Genomic DNA, 17,982 nt, shown 5'->3' with positions numbered 1-17,982 from the left:
ACTGAAGGTAGGAAATAAACGCCGATCAGAGAATAGGGGAAAATAATTTACTACTATGGAAAATGAAAAACGCAAGGCCATCGATATTCCCTCATCCATACGCAGGAATTACCATAGCCTCAGCGAGGTACAGCGTAAAATCGCCGATTACGTTCTGAAGAACAGCGACCGGGCGATGTACCTGTCAATTACCGATCTTGCTACGACCTGCGGCACAAGCGAGACCACTATCATGCGCTTTCTGCGAAAGATCGGGTTCGCTTCCTATCAGGTCTTCCGCGTGCAGCTTGCCCAGGGATTGCAGGAAGAAACCCCCAAATATGCCTGGTCGGATATCGAAAGCGATGATTCGGTGGGAAGCATTAAAGAGAAGGTTGTCTCATCGACGGTAGCTGCAGTTGAAGATATCAGGAGTCTTATTTCTGACCGGGACCTGGAGTCCTTCGCCGGGAAGGTGCTGAATGCATCGCGACTCTTTATTTTCGGAGTCGGTTCCTCGGCATATATTGCCGGAGATCTTTTTCATAAACTTATCCGCCTCGGATTGAGTGCCGCCGTATGCCATGATCCCCACATTATGGCGATACACAGTGCGCAGGCAAAAAGGGGAGACCTTTTTATTTTCGTGTCCCATTCAGGCGAGAGCGAAGTGCTCCTGGACTGCTGCCGGATGGTGCTGGAGCAGGGAGGAGAGTCCCTGGCGATTACCAGTTATCCCCATTCCACCCTGTCGGAGCTTACCAGCATACAGCTCTTGAGCAGTACAAACGAGATGAACTACCGACCGGATGCAATGACCTCCAGAATCCTGCAGCTGGTTATTATAGATTTATTGACGATAGTCCTGACTTTCAAGCTGGGAAATCGTGGTATAGAAGCCATTGCCGGGTCCCAGATAGCTGTGGCCCGTCAGAAAAGATAGAGAGTAAGGAGACAGAACGATGGGTAAGATAAAAAAAGCATGCATTATAGGTGACGCAATGATTCCGGGAAAGGATTTTCGTCCCGCTTTTGACCGTTACCTGGCAAAATATGTTGAAGATGTAAAAACAGGCGACTGGGAAAGTGATTGGCAGAAGCTGCAGTTTCGCAGACTGGAAGTTGAAAAACAGGGACCGGAGATCGAGATTGTTCCTGAGATGCTTGGTTCCGAAGACCGGGAGGCAGAGCTTGTCATGGGACTCTTTGTCCCTGTTTCGTCCAAACTGATGGAGGCTCTGCCTGATCTCCGAATAGCCGGGGTCTGCCGTGCCGGTCTGGAGAACGTGAATCTCGAAGAAGCAAACCGCCGGGGTATTCTTGTTTTCAATGTACAGGGCAGAAACGCGGAAGCCGTCAGTGATTTTGCAGTAGGATTGATGCTATCTGAATCCCGTAATATTGCCCGGGCCCACCTGGCAATAAAACAGGGAGAGTGGAGAAAAACATTTTCCAATTCCGATATGGTCCCCCAGCTGAAGGAGAAGACAATAGGAATTGTCGGTTTCGGCTATATCGGCCAGCTGGTGGCCCGCAAGCTTTCAGGCTTCAACACTGAAATCCTGGCCTTCGATCCCTATGTGAATCCGGAAATTGCCGGAGAACTTGGAGTGAAACTGGTAAGCCTGGAAGATCTTTTCAGGCAGAGTGATTTTGTCACCGTTCATGCCAGGCTGACGGATGAGAACAGGGGAATGATCGGCAGTAAGGAATTCGCGCTGATGAAACCGGAAAGCTATTTTATCAACACCGGACGTGCAGGCTTAGTTGACTACGATGCCCTCTACTCCGTTCTGAAGGAAAAAAAAATAGCCGGTGCGGCACTTGATGTATTTCCCACTGAGCCGCTTCCTGAGAAAGATAAATTTGTGGAACTGGATAATATTACCCTCACCACCCATATTGCCGGAACGACAAAAGAAGCATTGACCAGTTCTCCGGGGCTGCTTATGGAAGATATACAGAAACTTCTTGAAGGCAGGAAGCCCCGCTTTATTGTAAATCCGCAGATTCTCGAAAATTCTGAATTCAAACAATGGCTTACCGGTATACAGAGCTAATCCAGAAAAAAACATGGAAGGAGGTAATGCACAGGTTCTGTATAAAGGTGCTTTTGTTGAGATTATATAAGGAGGAATAATAAATGGTTACAGGCCCTTTATTGCTCGTAATTTTTATTGTGGCAATTGCCTTTGTTCTGTTGGCAATTCTGGCGTTCCGTATGAATCCTTTTATCGTATTGCTTTTAAGCGGCGTTCTGACCGGGTTTCTGGTCGGTATGCCCATTGACCAGATAGGCGGTACGCTTGCTTCGGGATTTGGCGGGACTCTTTCCGGGATAGGTATTGTTATCGGTCTCGGTATCGTTCTCGGACAGATACTTGCCGAGGCCAACGCCACCGATCAGATTGCTCATACCCTGGTGAATAAAGTCGGCGATAAACGATCGCCCCTGGCAATCAACTTTGCCGGGTACCTGGTATCTATCCCCGTCTTCTTTGATGCCGCTTTCGTTATTTTTGAACCTCTTATCCGGCGTTTATCCCAGCGAACCAGGATACCCTTTATCACCTATGTTACCGCCCTCGCAGTAGGTCTCATAGTTACCCATGCCATCGTTATCCCGACACCGGGTCCGATTGCCGTGGCTGGAAACATGGGAGCTGATTTTGGCCTCTTTCTGCTGTATTCGCTGATTGTCTCAATTCCTTCGGCGGTTATCGGAGGATACCTGTTCGGTACTTTCCTGGGAAAGCGGGCCAAAAACAACGTTATTCCGGAAGAAGAGGTGGCGCTGAAGAATACGGACAACAGGCCAAGTGCAGGTTTGTCCATTTCCGTTCTGCTCCTGCCAATCGTTCTGATTCTTCTCGGCAGCATTATGAAAATGGTTTTGAGGGGTGATGGCCCCGTACTGACCTTTTTCGGTTTCATCGGCGACAAGAATATCGCCCTCCTGATCGGCGTGATTGTTGCAATGCTGGCGCTCAAGAAATACATTCCCCGGTCCATCGACGAAGTTATTGTTACCGCTGTCGGTTCGGCGGGTATGATTTTTCTGATAACCGGTGCCGGCGGTTCCTTCGGTAATGTCATCAAGAGCACGGGCATAGGGGACTATCTGGTGGAAATATTCACGAATGTGAATATGCCGCTGATAGTACTCGGATTTGTTCTGAGCCAGATACTCCGCTCTTCTCTCGGTTCCACAACGGTAGCGCTGGTTACGACATCCACCATACTTGGGCCTGTTGCCGCGAGTATGGGAGTATCTCCGATTCTTGTGGGGCTCGCAATCTGTGCCGGAGGGGTCGGTCTCTCACTGCCCAACGATTCCGGCTTCTGGGTCGTGTCCAGATACGCGAACATCAGTGTACAGGATACGCTGAAGTCGTGGACAGCGGGCGGCACCATCGCCGGTGTAACCGCACTGGTAATCATACTGATATTAAGCCTTTTCTCCGGAATTCTTCCAGGACTGGCTTAACGGGAAAGGCAAGCCGCGATCGGTCCGTAAAGGCGCCAACCAATGCGACCGATCGTGGCCGCTTCCCATTATAAACCTATACTATTTTCTCATAATTTTCGAGGTCATAATGCAAACAATTTGTGCTCTGGATGTCGGCACCTCCAGCATCCGAGGAACCTTATATACGCTCAATGGAAAGGAACTTGTTTCAGAGTCCCATGGATATTCCCCGAATTTTTATAAGGATGGTCGGGTACGGCAATCCACTGAGGACTGGGACAGGGGTATCCGCCATGTTCTCTCCGCCTGCGGTGAGTATGCCGTAAGCAATAATGCGGAGGTTCTCGCCATTGCGGTGACATCCCAGCGGGCTTCGGTTGTACCGGTGGACAGGGCTGGAAAAGCTCTGGATGAGGTATTCATGTGGCAGGATAAAACCACCTCACGACAGTGCGACCTGATCCGGAAGGAAGTTTCTGCGGAGGATGTCTACAGAATAACCGGGCTCAGAATCGATCCCTACTTCTCCGCACCAAAAATCCTGTGGTACCGGGATAATAAACCCGATGTCTATGCCGCGGCGCATAAATTCCTGGGGGTGCAGGATTATGTCGCCTTTGTGCTTACCGGCAGATTTGTAAGCGACTATTCCCAGGCCTGCCGTACAATGCTTCTGGATGTAAGCAACCGGGAGTGGAGCCGCCGGATGCTGGATGCCTCTTTTGTTGACAGGGATCGTTTACCGGAACTGACTTCTCCGGGAACTATTATCGGAAATCTGAGCTCCGGTCTTGCAAAAGAAACCTCATTTCCAGGGAAGACTCCCGTAATTCTTGCAGGCGGAGACCAGCAGGTTGCCGCACTGGGAATGGGAGTCCTGGAGGCAGGATCCGTGGAGGCTAACACCGGCACCGGCTCTTTTCTGATTACTCCGGTGCCTGAGCCCCTCTTTCATCCGGAGTCAAGAACCCTCTGCAGCATAGCCGCCATCCCCGGACAGTGGGTCGTTGAAGCAGGGGTTCTTACCACTGGAATCCTGTACAGCTGGTTCGCCGGCGAATTCGGAGAAACGGGCAGGCAGAATGAACAGGCGGATATTCTCAAAGTGAACCAGCTGGTCCGGGAATCCCCCCCGGGGGCTCACGGGGTGATCGTTCTTCCTCATTTCAAGGGCAGTGCCGCGCCGTTCTGGAATCCTCTGGCAAAGGGAACCATTTTTAATTTGACCCTGGCCAATTCCAAGGCCGATATTGCCCGGGCACTGCTTGAATCCCTGGTTCTGGAGATGGGTGCGGGATTAAAGAGAATGCGGGAGATAATTCCCGCTGAATTGACTGAAATCTGTGTGGCCGGAGGACTGACAAGGTTCGAGCTCTTTAATCAAATGCAGGCTGACATCTTTGAAACAACCGTTCGTATTCCTCCCAGCAGCGAAGCTTCTTCCAGGGGTGCCCTGATTAGCGCTCTGGTCAGTCTCGGTGTTGAAGAGAGCTATCAGAAGGCATTTGATTCGGTCAGGGACGGGGAGGATCGATATATTCACCCGAATTCTTCACGTTTCGATATTTATCGCAAGGCTGCTCTTTTACGGGAAGCGTTGTATAATGCCTTGAACACAGGTGATGTATATGCCGCGGCGGAGGATTTCTCGAAGGAAGCCTCCGAAGTCAAGGAGGGTGGAAAATGCTGATAAACTGCAAGGAAATGCTCGAACAGTCACGTGGAGCGATTGCCTCGTTCAACTGCGTCGATTTTGAAATGGCCCGGGCTTGTCTTGAAGCGGGAGAAGAAGCCCGGCAGCCGGTGATTATCGGGATAGCCGTACGTCACTGGAAGGCCCTGGGAGGCCGTCTGTTTATTCCCTCCATTCGAGCCCTGTGTGTTGAAGCCGATATTCCTGCGGCCCTCCACCTGGATCATGCGGGTCCGGAGGATCTGGATATTATAGATGAAGCCCTGGATTCAGGGTTCTCCTCGGTAATGATCGATGCCTCCAGAAAACCCTTCGCTGCAAACGTCGAAGTTACACGAGGGATAGTTCAGAGGGCCCGTCTGTTCAACGCTTCTGTCGAGGCTGAACTTGGACCGCTTCCTGGCGACGAAGGGGTGGCCGGACTGGTGGACACCAGGGGAGCCGTTTATACGGATCCGCAGGAGGCAGGGGAATTCTGCGCCGAGACCGGGGTGGACGCCCTGGCCGTCGCTGTGGGAACTGCCCACGGTTTGTACACAGCGGAGCCTGAAATTCAGCAGGAACTTATATCAAGGATCGCCCGGGAAACCGGTGTTCCCCTGGTACTTCATGGGGCAACGGGTGTCCCGGATGAAGCCATACGCGAAGCCGTGCGCAGGGGAGTGAAAAAGATCAACTATTTCTCCGGTCTGCTCGTGGATGCAATGGATGTTATTCGGCGGGAAAGAAAAAGTGATGACAACGATTATCTCCGCCACAGATCCGAGTTACGGGAAGCCTGGAAACGTCGGGCAGGGAATCTCATCCAACTGTATTCTGGTCATTCTTCCTAGGATTTATTGAATAATACGGTAAATTCAATCATAATTGCCTTGTGACAAATCACATGCAGGAGGTGCAGATGGATACAACCCGCGGTTACGTGCTGTACGAGGAGAATGATCATAAAGTAATATGGCTTGGATGGGACGCAGATGTATCTTCCGGTGCGATTCAGACCAATCAGTATCTTATTGTCAATTCCGGTAAAGGGATACTTCTTGATCCCGGGGGAGTTCATCTCTTTTCACGGGTAGTATCCGTTGTCAGCCGTTTTATCAGCCTTGATGATGTGGAATCGATTTTCTTTTCTCACCAGGATCCGGACGTCTCCTCGGGGATTGCGCTGTGGCTCGGTGTAACAAAGGCCCAGGTGTATATCCACGATATCTGGCGTCGTTTCGTACCCCACTTCGGTCTGGTGGACCAGAGCAGAATCACTCCCCTTGAGGACGAGGGAGGAAGCATAAATCTCGGCTCTGTTTCTCTTAAGCTGATACCCGCCCATTTTCTTCATTCCGCAGGAAACTTTTCTCTCTACGATCCCAGGTCGAAAATCCTTTTTTCCGGTGATATCGGGACCGCGGTTTTCCCGGAGGGAAGGGAATATCCGGAGGTGGAAGATTTTGAAAACCATACGCGCCTCATGGAACCCTTTCATGCAAGGGCCATGGGGAGTAACCAGGCGGCTGCTCGATGGATCAGTATGTGTCGAAAACTCGATGTTTCTATTCTCGCTCCTCAACACGGCGCAATGATGCGGGGTGAACTTGTCAGGAAATTTTACGACTGGTTCGGTAATCTGAATTGTGGAATAGACCATCTAAAGTCCCTGACAGGAGCGTAAGCTGTGGATGATTTTATTGACTCCAAAGCGAACAGAAAGATAGTTCTGGGATATAACAAGTCGGTAATGCTTGGTGAGATAACCGAGCGGTCCATGAAGATTATTACCGAAGATATCGACGCAATCCGGGATTCCCTGGAATCCATTGTTACAACCTTCGAGGAGTTCCGTTCAACTTCCCAGCATGTCTCAGAGAATACGAGTCGTATTGACCAGAAAATGGGCGAAATCATCCACGAAACCCGCCGACTGGACGGAGAACTTCAGAGCCGGGTGGATGAGATTGTGGAAGTAAGATCTGTTTCGGGAGAGATGCAAAATCTCTTTGACGACGTCCGTAAACGTACCGAAGCCATAAAGTCTATCACTACTTCCATTCAGGATGTTTCGGAAAAGACCAATGTCCTCGCCATTAACGCTTCCATCGAGGCTGCCCGGGCAGGGGAGTTTGGAAAGGGGTTCCGGGTTATAGCCGGGGAGGTCCGAAATCTGGCGGGACAGACCGCCCGCTTTACCAGGGAGATCACCGATTCCCTGAATGAGTTTTCGACTTTTATCGGGCAGATGAGCGATTATGTCAAACGCTTTACCCAGGTCCTGGGAAATTTCAGTACCGATATATCCGAGGTACGTCAAAGCTTCAGTGAAACCCAGGCGGAAGAAGGAAAACTTGCAGAAGCCATAAGCGAGATCTCCGCGGCCCTGGAGCAGGAGAGTTCCGCGCTGATGGATGGTACCTCAACCCTGGAGAGCACCTTCGATTCCCTGAAGGACTCCCAGGTTGTTGTGCATTCCCTCGTCTCCACGTACAAGGGCCTGAGCAGGCTGATGGATAAGGATCAGTAGCGTTTGAAGGGGGCCAGCCAGTTCCTGCTCCCGGGCCCCCATCCTTCCGCTTGCGATATCTCTCAGAAGGCCGAAAGGATGTGCTTCACACAGGGTGTGGGTTTTTCAGCTTACGAAGCTGCTCCTGAAAATTCATCGTACAGCTTGTCCGTTCTTGACGCCATGATGAAGTCGTTTGTATGAAGACCGCTGATCTTATGGGTCCACCAGCTTACCTCCACTTTTCCCCATTCCGTAGTGATCCTGGGATGATGGCCCTGCTGTTCGGCCAATTGACCCACCCTGTCGGTAAACGAGAGCGCCTGGGAAAAATCGTCAAAAGAGAAGCCGCGGGTAATTCTGGGGCCCTCCTGAGCCTGATACAGCTTCCAAGCCGGAACCTGCTCCAGGAATAATTCTATTTCGTCCTGTGTCAGTGCAGGTTCATCTCCCCTGCACGGTTTACACTGCTGCATATGTAATTTGTCCATGTTCTGCCTCCTCGTTTAAAGAAAATTGTACCTGCACCGGGCATGTCATTTTTAATATACTAGCAAGTCTAAGAGTTCCAAAATGAGAATATGCAGAACTCTTCGACCATCAATTCCCAGGGGCAGCCATATCGTCGGGCGCGGCGGGTACTGATTTCCTTTTGTCCTTTCCTTTATTATCATTGTAGTAAGGATATGAACCAGGTCGGGAGAGGAGTTCTCCATGCGCAGCAATGACAGCGATAATCTCAACGAACTGAGCCGTTCGAACAGCCCTTATCTTCTCCAGCATGCGAATAACCCTGTAGCCTGGCGTATGTGGAGCGAACAAACCCTCGGGGAGGCAAAGAGCAGGGATATTCCCCTGTTTATCTCGATTGGATATTCGACCTGCCACTGGTGTCATGTCATGGCGAGGGAGTCCTTCGAGAACGAGGATGTTGCCCGGCTTCTGAACAAGGGATTCATGCCTGTCAAGATCGATCGCGAGGAGAGACCTGATCTCGATGCTTTCTACATGGATGCAGCTTTGAGAATCCACGGCTCCGGTGGCTGGCCCCTGACAATATTCGCGACCCCGGAGGGCAGACCATTCTTTACAGCCACCTACCTGCCCAGAAAGGGCGGGCCGGGGAGGGCAGGACTCCTGGATCTTCTTCCTGAGATTTCAAGGCTGTGGAAGGAGGAGCGTCCCAGGGTCCTGGCCTCCGCCGAATCCGTCATTGAAGCCCTTAAGGGGAATACCGACGAGTCTTCTTCCCGCTCCGGGGAGTTTCCCCGTACCCGGCTTTCAGGGCTTTTTGAACGGCTTTCCGAAACATTTGACCCCGAGTGGGGAGGTTTCGGCGGTGCTCCCAAGTTTCCCCAGGCCCACCTCCTGAATTTTATGCTCGAGCATGCCCGGGATATCCATGGGGGAGAACAGTATATTGCCATGGTCGAGAAGAGTCTCGAGATGATGCGTGCCGGCGGCATCTATGACCATATAGGTTTCGGCTTTCACCGCTACTCAACCGACCGGCAGTGGCGGATCCCCCATTTCGAGAAAATGCTTTACGACCAGGGCCAGCTCATCCTGCTTTTCATCAATGCCCGTAGTCTGACCGGTAAGACCGAATATGCAAAGACGGCACGGGAGATAATCGAGTTCTGCTGTAGAGAACTCGCATCCCCTGAAGGGGGCTTCTACTCCGCTCTGGATGCCGAAAGCGAGGGTGAGGAGGGAAAATATTATCTCTGGAGCCGAAAGGAGTTTATCGAAATTCTCGTGGAAATGGTCGGAGAGGATGAGGCCTCGGCAACGGCTGACCGCTTCGGTTTGCGGGAAGAGGGTAACTGGAGCGATCCGGTAAGCGGAAAATCAATGGAAAGCAACATCCTCCATTGCAGCCCGGGATCATCCGATAGTGAGGTTTCTTCTGACTGGGATGATCTGAGACGGGCTCTTTTGTCACGGAGAAACGAGAGACGGTCACCCTCCACGGACGACAAGATACTTGCCGACTGGAATGCGCTGATGCTGAAGGCTCTTGCCCGGGCCGCCCGTGTTCTGGAAGACTCCTCCCTGCTCCGGAAGGCCCTCGAAACCGAGGAGTTTCTGCGCACAAGACTTCGAGCTAACGACGGTAGGGTTTTCCACAGTTACCGCGCCGGCACGGCTTCTGTCGGTGGCCACCTCGACGATTACGCCTTCCTGATATCCGCATATCTCGAACTCTACCACAGCAGTTTCGATGCTCAGTTTCTCGAGCAGGCTCTATCGCTGTCAGGGATAGTTGATGAAGATTTTCTCGACAGTGAGAGGGGCGATTATTTTCTCGCCTCGCGGGAGAAGCGCGAAGTCCCTTTCAGGAGTAAACATCTCTACGATGGCGCAATTCCCTCCGGAACCTCCGTGATGATGGATAACCTGCTCCTTTTATTCAGAATTACTTCCGACAGCGGATTCCGGGACCGGGCAGAGGCCTTGTTGAAAGCATGGGCGGATGAAACAGACAGGGCACCGATCGCCAGCACCAGCTTTGTTGCCGCCGGTCACTATCTCTTGTTGGGGCAGGAGGGATCTGGTGAACGGGAGATCGTCGTTGTGGGAGATGGAAAGGAGAGCGAAAAGATGCTGCGCGAAATAAACGGCCGATTTATGCCGGGCGCAGTTGTACTGAAAAAAGATGCGGCCAATGAAAAGCTGCTCTCCCAATGTGCGCCCTTTACCCGCGAGTATCATGCCAACGAGGATACAGGATCTGCAGCGTATGTCTGCAGCGGTTTTATCTGCAGGAAACCGGTATCCCGGGTTGAAGAGCTCAGGCGGGAACTCGATGAGCTTCCCCGATGATCCTGGTTTTCCGGTAACAGGCCTGTCTGATTCATCCTTCGGTTGTCCCGGGGGAATATCGTGCCCAGGGTCTCGTTGAAGGGAAGCAGAAACAACAGAGCCCTTCCGTCATGCAGAAGGGCTCCCAGGGTTCAGGCGGGGAATACCGTCAGGCTCCTCCCAGATATGCCTTTTTAACCTCTTCGTTGTTCAGGAGGTTTTCCGCCGTGTCATACAGGGTGACTCTTCCGGTTTCCATTACATAGCCCTTGTGGGCGGTCTTGAGTGCCAGGTTGGCATTCTGTTCAACCAGGAAGATGGTTGTGTTGTTGTCCCTGTTTATCTGGCGTATTATTTTGAATATCTGCTGGACCAGGATAGGGGCAAGACCAAGGGATGGTTCATCCAGCAGAAGCAGCTTGGGACGGCTCATCAGGGCACGGGAAATTGCCAGCATCTGCTGTTCCCCCCCGCTCAGGGTTCCTCCCTGCTGGTGGCGACGTTCGGCGAGGCGGGGAAAAAGTTCGAAAACATATTCCAGGTCCCGCTGTACTTCCGTTTTGCTCTTTCGCAGAAAAGCACCCATGTCGAGGTTTTCCCTGACGGTAAGGTAGGGGAAAATCCTGCGACCTTCAGGAACCTGATTTATACCCAGGGCAACGATTTTTTCGCTGGAGAGATGGGTTATGTCCTCACCTTCAAAAAGGACACGCCCCTTCCGTGGAGGTGTTACTCCGCAGATAGACATGAGGGTTGTGGATTTTCCGGCACCGTTCGCTCCGATAAGGGCAACGATTTCTCCTTCATTGATGGAGAGGCTCACCTCTTTGAGGGCCTGTATATTGCCGTAATATGTAGATACCGATTCAAGTTTAAGCATGAACCTCTTCTCCCAGGTAGGCTTTGATAACTCGTTTATCCTGCTTGATCACGTCGGGGGTGCCCTGGGCAATCAACTGTCCGTAGTCGACAACATAGATCCGCTCGGAAAGGGTCATTACAAGGCTCATATCGTGTTCGATCAGGAATATCGTTACATCCTCGTTTTCCCTGAGGCGCAGAATCAGGTCGACAAGATCCCTGGTCTCATTGGGGTTCATCCCGGCTGCGGGTTCGTCCAGCAGCAGCAGAAAAGGGTCGGTGGCCAGGGCACGGGCGATCTCGAGAAGACGCTGTGCGCCGTAGGGCAGGTTCTTGGCAAGATCGTTTACGTAGCGCTCTATACCGATCTTTTTTAGAATGGCGTAACTTTCGTGGATGAGTTTTTCCTCTTCCTCCCGGGTGGCCGGGCTGCGAAAGATCGCGCCGAGAATGCCGGATTTCAGGCGGCAGTGCCTGCCGATCATTATATTCTCCAGGACAGTCATGTTCTGAAAAAGCCGGATGTTCTGGAAGGTCCGGGCAAGCCCCTTCTCCGTTATTTTGTGGGGTTTCAGACCATTAATAACTTCGCTGCTCTTTTCCGGTGGGGTGATGGTTATTTTACCTTCCGTCGGGGCGTAGACACCGGTGACACAGTTGAAAAAGGTGGTTTTACCGGCGCCGTTGGGTCCGATAAGGGCCACAATCTCGTTCTTCTTTATGCTGAGGGAGACATCATCCACGGCCCGAAGTCCCCCGAAGTTCATGGTAAGGTTTTCTACATTCAGTACGGTGTTACTCATTGCTGCCTCCACTGCTTGCCTCTTTGATGTCAAAGGTATGCCGTTTCCGTACCTTCTGGATTATACCGTTGGGTCTGAAGACCATCATCATGACGAGTACAGCACCGTACAGGAGCATCCTGTATTCGGAGAAGGCCCGCAGGTATTCGGGAAGCAGCACGATAATAAGGGCACCCACAATGACTCCCGTGGTGGATCCCATTCCTCCCAGTACTATAATACAGAGGACCAGGACCGACTCCATCAGGGTGAAGCTGGCGGGATTAACAAAGGTCGTTTTCGCGGCGAAGATAACCCCAACCATGCCGGCCCAGAAGGCTCCCAGGGCGAAGGCCGTCAGTTTTGTTGTTGTTATATTGACGCCCATGGACTCGGAGGCAATGGCGTCCTCCCTCATGGCTTCCCAGGCTCGACCGAGGCGTGAGTTCTCAAGTCTTCGAACCACAAAGATCGTGAAAAGAACAAGGGCCAGGGTTATCATGTAAATGTAGATAGTCGCGTTGGGGAGTGAAAGCTTCATTCCAAAAAAACTGGGCCGTGGAATATTGGCGATCCCGGAAGGACCGGAGGAGAAGTCATTCCAGTTCTCCAGCACGATGCGCACGATTTCTGCGAAACCGAGGGTAACGATGGCAAGATAATCGCCCTTGAGCCGCAGCACCGGAAAACCCAGGAGCATTCCGAACAGCATGGCCAGTATTGCGCCCAGAGGCAGGGCGACCCAGAATCCGATGCCGAAATCCCGGTGCAGAATCGCGTAGGTGTAGGCTCCCACGGCATAGAAGGCCGCATAGCCGAGATGGAGCATTCCACCCAGCCCGATAACGATATTTAAACCGAGACCCAGGATGATGTACATAAGGGCCGTGGTCATTATACTGGTCTGATACATGCCCGCGGCGAAGGGAAATACAAGCGCCGCCACCAGAAGTACAGCAAGAACAGGTCGGGCAATCTTTTTATCAGAAAGGGTCTCCCGAAGATCCAGATCCCGCAATTTTGCAGGCATGAACCTGGAGAGGTCAAACAGTTTGTCTCCCCGTTCCTTTTTTCGCAGCATGCCCCGCCAGAAGTAGGAGATGATGAAACTGAGAACGCCCACAAAGACCATGTTGGACCAGCGCCAGTTTACAATATTTTCTACCGTGTTGACCTTGATGACCATGATGGGGAAGGTCAGAAACATGAACCACAGCGAGGTGATTAAGGATTTTTTCAGTTCCTGTACAGCGTTGTTCATTGTGTGTATCCCTTATATCTTGTCGCTCTGGGCACGGCCGAGGAGCCCGGCAGGACGGAATATCAGAATCAGCACCAGAATAATAAAGGCGAACACATCCTCATAGTCCGATGATATGTAACCGGCTCCGAAACTCTCCGTCAGACCAAGTACAAAGCTGCCGAGGACAGCGCCTGGAATTGACCCGATTCCGCCGAGAACGGCGGCCACGAAGGCCTTGATGCCCGCCAGAAAACCGATATAGAAGTTGATCTGCCCCACGTGGGAACTGATCAGGACTCCCCCTACGGCCGCCATCGCGGAGCCGATGAGAAAGGTAACAGCAATAACCTGGTTGATATTTATTCCCACCAGAAGGGCCATGGTCTTGTCCTGGGCTGTGGCCCGCATGGCTTTTCCTATCTTGGTGAACTTGATAAGAATGGTGAGGGCCACCATGACCACGGCAGTGACGGCGAAGATGATTATCTGGGTGGAGGTTAAAAAGTTTCTGGCCCCTTCAAGAAATGCAAACTGGGGTATCAGCTTGGGAAAGGACAGAAAGTCCGAAGTCTGGGCAAGCAGCACGTAATTCTGCAGGAAGAAGGACATGCCGATGGCGCTTATCAGGGCTGACAGCCTCTGGGCACGACGTACCGGTTTGTATGCCATGGCTTCCATTGTTACTCCGTATGCGGAGGAGTAAACAACGGCAATGATCATGGCAATGATAAAAACCGCTACCCCGGGCATCCCGGTCATGTTAAGGACGGTGGCAATAATGAGGGCCGTAAAAGCACCGATCATGTATATTTCGCCGTGGGCAAAGTTGATAAGCTGAATGATACCATAAACCATGGTATACCCGAGGGCGATCAGCGCGTAGATACTGCCCCGCGTCATTCCCGACAGCGTAAGCTGAATTAAATAATCTAGATTCATGGTGGTTTCCTGCAGGCTCCTTCTATAATAAAACCGCCTTGTTGCATTTCCTGCGGCAAAGTTGCGTACACGTTGTGAGTATTGATTCGGAAGCAAGGAACAGGCCCTGTACGGGCCTGTTCCGAATGTTCTCAAGATTTCTGAAAGAACGTGTCATATTACATGAATATGACAGAATTAGCAAGTTTATTTGAGCTCTACGTAAACCCCGTTCTGAACCTGATAAACGGAGAAACCGACCCCGATTGCATCGCCCTTTTCATCGAAGCTGATGTTTCCAAGGGGGGTCTCCACGTATTCGCTGCGCAGAGCATTGACTATTGCGTCGTACTCGGTGGAGCCGGCTTTTTCAATTGCATTGAGAAGAGCCTGGGTTGCAGCATAGGCGTTCAGGAAGAAGGCACCGGGATCCTCTCCGAATTTTTTCTGGTGATCTTCGGTGGCTTTCACTGCCAGGGGATTGGATGTCGTGTCGACAGGACCGGAGGCGTAAACACCTTCGGCGGCATCCTGGGCGACCTTGATGAAGGTGTCGTCCTTAACGCCGTCGTCGGAAATGAAGATGGTGTCCATTCCGCGGGTTCTCATCTGGCCGACCAGTTTCGAAGCTTCGGGGTGATAACCTCCGTAGATGATCGCTTCGGCACCGGAGGCTGCTACCTTGTTGATTATGGCGGAATAGTCAACGGCACCTACCTGGATACCTTCGTAGACAACTACCTCGACATTGGATCGCTGATCAAGGTACTCCTTGGCGAAGTCGGCAAATCCCTTGCCGTAATCTCCCTTGTCGTGGAGAACGGCGATCTTGGTGAGACCCAGGGTGTCAACCGCGAAATCCACATCCAGTTTTGCCTGAGCGTCATCCGGAGCGATGGTGCGGAAGAAGTTGGGATAGTCTCCGCTCTTGGTAAGGGGCGGGTTGGTTGCGGAGGGAGAGATTACCGGAATGTTGGAATCCTTGTAGATTCCCAGAGCGGATTTTGTGGCTCCGGAACAGATATGACCTATAACGCCGACCACCTGCTCGCCAACCAGCTTTGCGGCGGTGTTGGTTGCAACCTCGGGTTTGCACTGATCGTCCTCAATAACCAGCTCGATCTGTTTTCCCAGAACTCCGCCTTTGGCGTTCCAGTCTTCAACAACGAGCTCCGCGGCTTTTACCGAGGGAAGACCGTAGGACGCCAGGTCTCCGGAATGAGCTCCTGCAACGCCGATTTTAACGGTATCTTCGCCCTGTCCGTTGGCGAAGAGCCCGACGGCTGCAATCAAAATAATTGCAATGGAAAGCAATCTTTTCATGACCATCTCCTTGAATTGTATTTATAACGAGAGTTACTATATAATGGTTTTAAATTGGCAAATGATCAAGAGATTTTTTGCAGAATCCTTAAAAAACACACGGATTTTCTGCTTTTGTATGGGTGCCTCTAAAAACGTGGTATTTTTGCCACAGTCGAAGATGTAATGTTTTATAGCATCCGCAAGCTCTTGCAGGAACAGGAGTTGAGGACCGCTGGAAATATTGATGATGCGGGGTTTGGGAAAAAGTGCGGTTTTTTGAGGTGTCCCTGTTTTATTCTGCCCGTAAGTGAGGTTCTTTTTGAAAATTCTGTGCATCGGTCATTCCTCCGTCGACCTGATACTCCGGGTCGACGGTTTTCCCCGGGAAGATACGAAATCCAGGGCAACCGCCCGCAGTTTATCGGGCGGTGGCCCGGCAGCCAATGCCGCAGCCCTGCTGGGATACTGGGATGTCTCTGTCGCCATGGCAGGTCCAGTGGGACGGGATCCCTTCGGTTCCCTGCTGATTGAAGAGTTTAAAGCTTACAGGGTGGATACCGGGGGAGTTCTTCCCTGCGAGGGGTATCCGACTCCTGTTTCCGCCATCCTGGTTAACGATACCAGCGGCAGCCGCAGTATCATCAATCACCGGAGTACGGAAGATGTCTACAGATTGCCGGAAAACCTGCTCCTCTGTGAACCCGAGGTACTCCTCTTCGACGGTCATTCCCTGGCGGCCGCCAGGGAGGCCCTGGAACGCTGGCCTGAAGCCGTGTCAATCCTGGATGCCGGTTCCCTGAGGGGCGCGACCTGGGAACTCGTGGAGCGTGTGGATTATCCGGTGGCATCCGCGGCTTTTGCATCTGCAATGCTGGGAGAAGAACTCGCCGGACCGGAACAGGTGTTCAGGGCACTTGAACTCCTGCAGCGGCGAAACGGCAACTGTGCCGTTATTACCCTGGGAGAGAAGGGCGGTGTCTGGGCCCTGGGAGACCGGAGGGGAGGCTACGACGCTTTTACCGTTACGACCGTCGATACCACCGCTGCGGGGGATATCTTTCACGGCGCCTTTGCCTACGGGCTTCTCAACTCCTGGGACCTTGACCGGATCCTGCGCTTCGCCGCCTGTGCCGCGGGTATATCGGTAAGTAAACCCGGCGGCAGGGATTCCTTTCCCTCACTGGAGGAGGTTCTGTCGAAGCTTTAAGCGATTCTTCCTCCCCGCAGAGCTTCTGCGACCACAAGACGGGATGCCTTTACAGAGGGCCTGATTGTTCCGACCATGGCTGAGAGCGTCGCTGCAGCAAGGCTAATGGCGAAATGGCGTATCCGGAAATCGGCGTAGAACTGTTCGCCGAAGGGGACGGGGATGCTCTCCGGCATCCGGGATGTAATGTCCAGGCCAACGCTGCCAAGGTACCAGACCATGGGCATGGACAGGACAACGGCGACTGCCGCGGAAATGAGGGAGATCCAGCCGCTTTCCGCCAGAAGGAGTCCCAGGACCTCCCGCCTCTTCATTCCCAGGGCCCGCAGGGAACCGATTTCCCGGGTTCTTTCGTGGACGCTCATGGACATGGAGTTCAGCAGTCCCAGCACTATCAGCAGATACAGGATGATCAGCATCAGGTAAAAACTGCGGGTGTCGGTCTCGACTGCCGATACGGTCGCCTGGGCGAAGGTTTTCCAGCTGTGTATCTCGCCCCCGATATCCTGCCTGCGTAAGAGGGATACCCCTTTCTCCGGAGATATCCCCTGGTTCAACCTCATCACGATCCGTGTAACCTCATCCTCCATGCTAAGAAGATCCATTGCACTGGCCAGGTCCATGAACACCACGTTTTTGTCGATGGGGGGGAAACCGTAATTGAAGATTCCCGCCACCCGTATGTCGATGAAGTTTTCCACCCCGTATTTGTCCTGGGCAACGATGTATACTGTGTCTCCGGGCTGCACCGCCATCCGTTCCGCCAGGGCTTTTCCGATCAGAACTCCTCCCTGCTGTGACGAAAGGTAGTCGCCGGAGTGTATGTAGTCCGCCAGAACCGTGGTGTTGGCTTCGCTTTCAGGATCGATGGCCCGGCCGACCAGGTAGATCGACTCCTTTCTGTTGGAAAGGCGCAGAGAAAAATCGATTCGCCCGGTGGCCTCCCGTACCTCGGGAACAGACAGAAGCCGGTCCTTCAGTTCCCGGTAGCCGCTGAGGTTCAGGTCCAGAGGAAGTCGCCGTTCCTCCTGCAGATACCCCTCCGGTATCAGCTGAACCTCACCGGACTCGAAATTCTGCATTGCCGTGTAGACGTAGCTGTGATAGCCCTCCACCCAGCCGAGACCCAGAACCATCAGGCAGGTCCCCAGGCAGAGGGCAATTATATTGAGAATGCTCCGTCGTCTGTTGCGAAATACGTTTCTCAGGGCGACCAGTATAAGTGCCAT

At 52.4% G+C, this 17,982-nt stretch carries 17 protein-coding genes; 9 read left to right on the top strand and 8 right to left on the bottom strand.

The annotated features are described in order from the left end of the window. The first annotated feature begins 55 nt into the window (after nt 1-55). The 7 genes from B4O97_RS09780 (at nt 56) to B4O97_RS09750 (ending at nt 7,653) form a co-directional block, all read left to right on the top strand. Nucleotides 56-922, top strand: a complete 867-nt coding sequence (locus B4O97_RS09780; RefSeq protein WP_083050434.1) for a MurR/RpiR family transcriptional regulator — start codon at nt 56-58, stop codon at nt 920-922. A 19-nt stretch (nt 923-941) separates the two neighbouring features. Further along, nucleotides 942-2,039, top strand: coding sequence for a 2-hydroxyacid dehydrogenase (locus B4O97_RS09775; protein WP_083050432.1), 1,098 nt, complete (start codon nt 942-944; stop codon nt 2,037-2,039). A gap of 83 nt (nt 2,040-2,122) precedes the next feature. Continuing rightward, the gene (locus B4O97_RS09770) at nt 2,123-3,466 is read left to right on the top strand and encodes a GntP family permease (RefSeq protein ID WP_083050431.1); all 1,344 of its coding nucleotides are present in this window, start codon (nt 2,123-2,125) and stop codon (nt 3,464-3,466) included. A gap of 109 nt (nt 3,467-3,575) precedes the next feature. Continuing rightward, nucleotides 3,576-5,138, top strand: a complete 1,563-nt coding sequence (locus tag B4O97_RS09765) for an FGGY-family carbohydrate kinase (RefSeq protein ID WP_083050429.1) — start codon at nt 3,576-3,578, stop codon at nt 5,136-5,138. Continuing rightward, complete coding sequence (locus tag B4O97_RS09760) at nt 5,132-5,974, top strand: class II fructose-bisphosphate aldolase (RefSeq protein WP_083050428.1); 843 nt, start codon at nt 5,132-5,134, stop codon at nt 5,972-5,974. The genes B4O97_RS09765 and B4O97_RS09760 overlap by 7 nt, the downstream gene beginning before the upstream one ends. A gap of 68 nt (nt 5,975-6,042) precedes the next feature. After that, nucleotides 6,043-6,807, top strand: coding sequence for an oxygen-binding di-iron domain-containing protein (locus B4O97_RS09755; protein ID WP_394701370.1), 765 nt, complete (start codon nt 6,043-6,045; stop codon nt 6,805-6,807). Nucleotides 6,808-6,810: 3 nt separating this feature from the next. Then, nucleotides 6,811-7,653, top strand: a complete 843-nt coding sequence (locus B4O97_RS09750) for a methyl-accepting chemotaxis protein (protein WP_083050425.1) — start codon at nt 6,811-6,813, stop codon at nt 7,651-7,653. A 110-nt stretch (nt 7,654-7,763) separates the two neighbouring features. Here B4O97_RS09750 and B4O97_RS09745 read toward each other — a convergent pair whose 3' ends face one another. Continuing rightward, entirely contained in the window at nt 7,764-8,123 is a 360-nt protein-coding gene (locus B4O97_RS09745) for a 4a-hydroxytetrahydrobiopterin dehydratase (RefSeq protein WP_083050423.1), read from the bottom strand. Between the two features lie 223 nt (nt 8,124-8,346). Here B4O97_RS09745 and B4O97_RS09740 point away from each other — a divergent pair, with 223 nt between their 5' ends. After that, nucleotides 8,347-10,458 (top strand): thioredoxin domain-containing protein, encoded by a 2,112-nt coding sequence (locus B4O97_RS09740; protein WP_083050422.1) that lies wholly within the window; start codon nt 8,347-8,349, stop codon nt 10,456-10,458. A 148-nt stretch (nt 10,459-10,606) separates the two neighbouring features. Here B4O97_RS09740 and B4O97_RS09735 read toward each other — a convergent pair whose 3' ends face one another. From B4O97_RS09735 to B4O97_RS19495, 6 genes are all read right to left on the bottom strand, one after another. Continuing rightward, complete coding sequence (locus tag B4O97_RS09735; protein ID WP_083050420.1) at nt 10,607-11,317, bottom strand: ABC transporter ATP-binding protein; 711 nt, start codon at nt 11,315-11,317, stop codon at nt 10,607-10,609. Next, on the bottom strand, nt 11,310-12,101 hold the full coding sequence (locus B4O97_RS09730; protein WP_083050419.1) for an ABC transporter ATP-binding protein: 792 nt from the start codon (nt 12,099-12,101) through the stop codon (nt 11,310-11,312). The genes B4O97_RS09735 and B4O97_RS09730 overlap by 8 nt, the downstream gene beginning before the upstream one ends. Continuing rightward, a complete protein-coding gene (locus B4O97_RS09725) occupies nt 12,094-13,341 on the bottom strand; it encodes an ABC transporter permease subunit (RefSeq protein WP_083050417.1) in 1,248 nt (415 codons plus the stop codon). Before B4O97_RS09725 ends, B4O97_RS09730 begins: the two co-directional genes overlap by 8 nt. Before the next feature lie 12 nt (nt 13,342-13,353). Then, the gene (locus tag B4O97_RS09720; RefSeq protein ID WP_083050415.1) at nt 13,354-14,262 is read right to left on the bottom strand and encodes a branched-chain amino acid ABC transporter permease; all 909 of its coding nucleotides are present in this window, start codon (nt 14,260-14,262) and stop codon (nt 13,354-13,356) included. A gap of 186 nt (nt 14,263-14,448) precedes the next feature. Then, a complete protein-coding gene (locus B4O97_RS09715; protein WP_083050414.1) occupies nt 14,449-15,564 on the bottom strand; it encodes a branched-chain amino acid ABC transporter substrate-binding protein in 1,116 nt (371 codons plus the stop codon). Nucleotides 15,565-15,600: 36 nt separating this feature from the next. After that, nucleotides 15,601-15,882, bottom strand: a complete 282-nt coding sequence (locus tag B4O97_RS19495) for a hypothetical protein (protein ID WP_158084241.1) — start codon at nt 15,880-15,882, stop codon at nt 15,601-15,603. On the opposite strand from B4O97_RS19495, the gene B4O97_RS09710 reads away from it, so the two are divergent. Then, nucleotides 15,866-16,753, top strand: coding sequence for a carbohydrate kinase family protein (locus tag B4O97_RS09710; RefSeq protein WP_158084240.1), 888 nt, complete (start codon nt 15,866-15,868; stop codon nt 16,751-16,753). The genes B4O97_RS19495 and B4O97_RS09710 overlap by 17 nt on opposite strands. Here B4O97_RS09710 and B4O97_RS09705 read toward each other — a convergent pair. After that, on the bottom strand, nt 16,750-17,982 hold the full coding sequence (locus tag B4O97_RS09705; RefSeq protein WP_158084239.1) for an ABC transporter permease: 1,233 nt from the start codon (nt 17,980-17,982) through the stop codon (nt 16,750-16,752). The two genes, B4O97_RS09710 and B4O97_RS09705, sit on opposite strands and share 4 nt — an antisense overlap.

Origin of the sequence: Marispirochaeta aestuarii (assembly GCF_002087085.1) — a bacterium.
Lineage (GTDB): Bacteria > Spirochaetota > Spirochaetia > JC444 > Marispirochaetaceae > Marispirochaeta > Marispirochaeta aestuarii.
The sequence above is the reverse complement of the archived record's forward strand: the minus strand, read 5'-3'. Positions and strand labels throughout refer to the sequence as shown.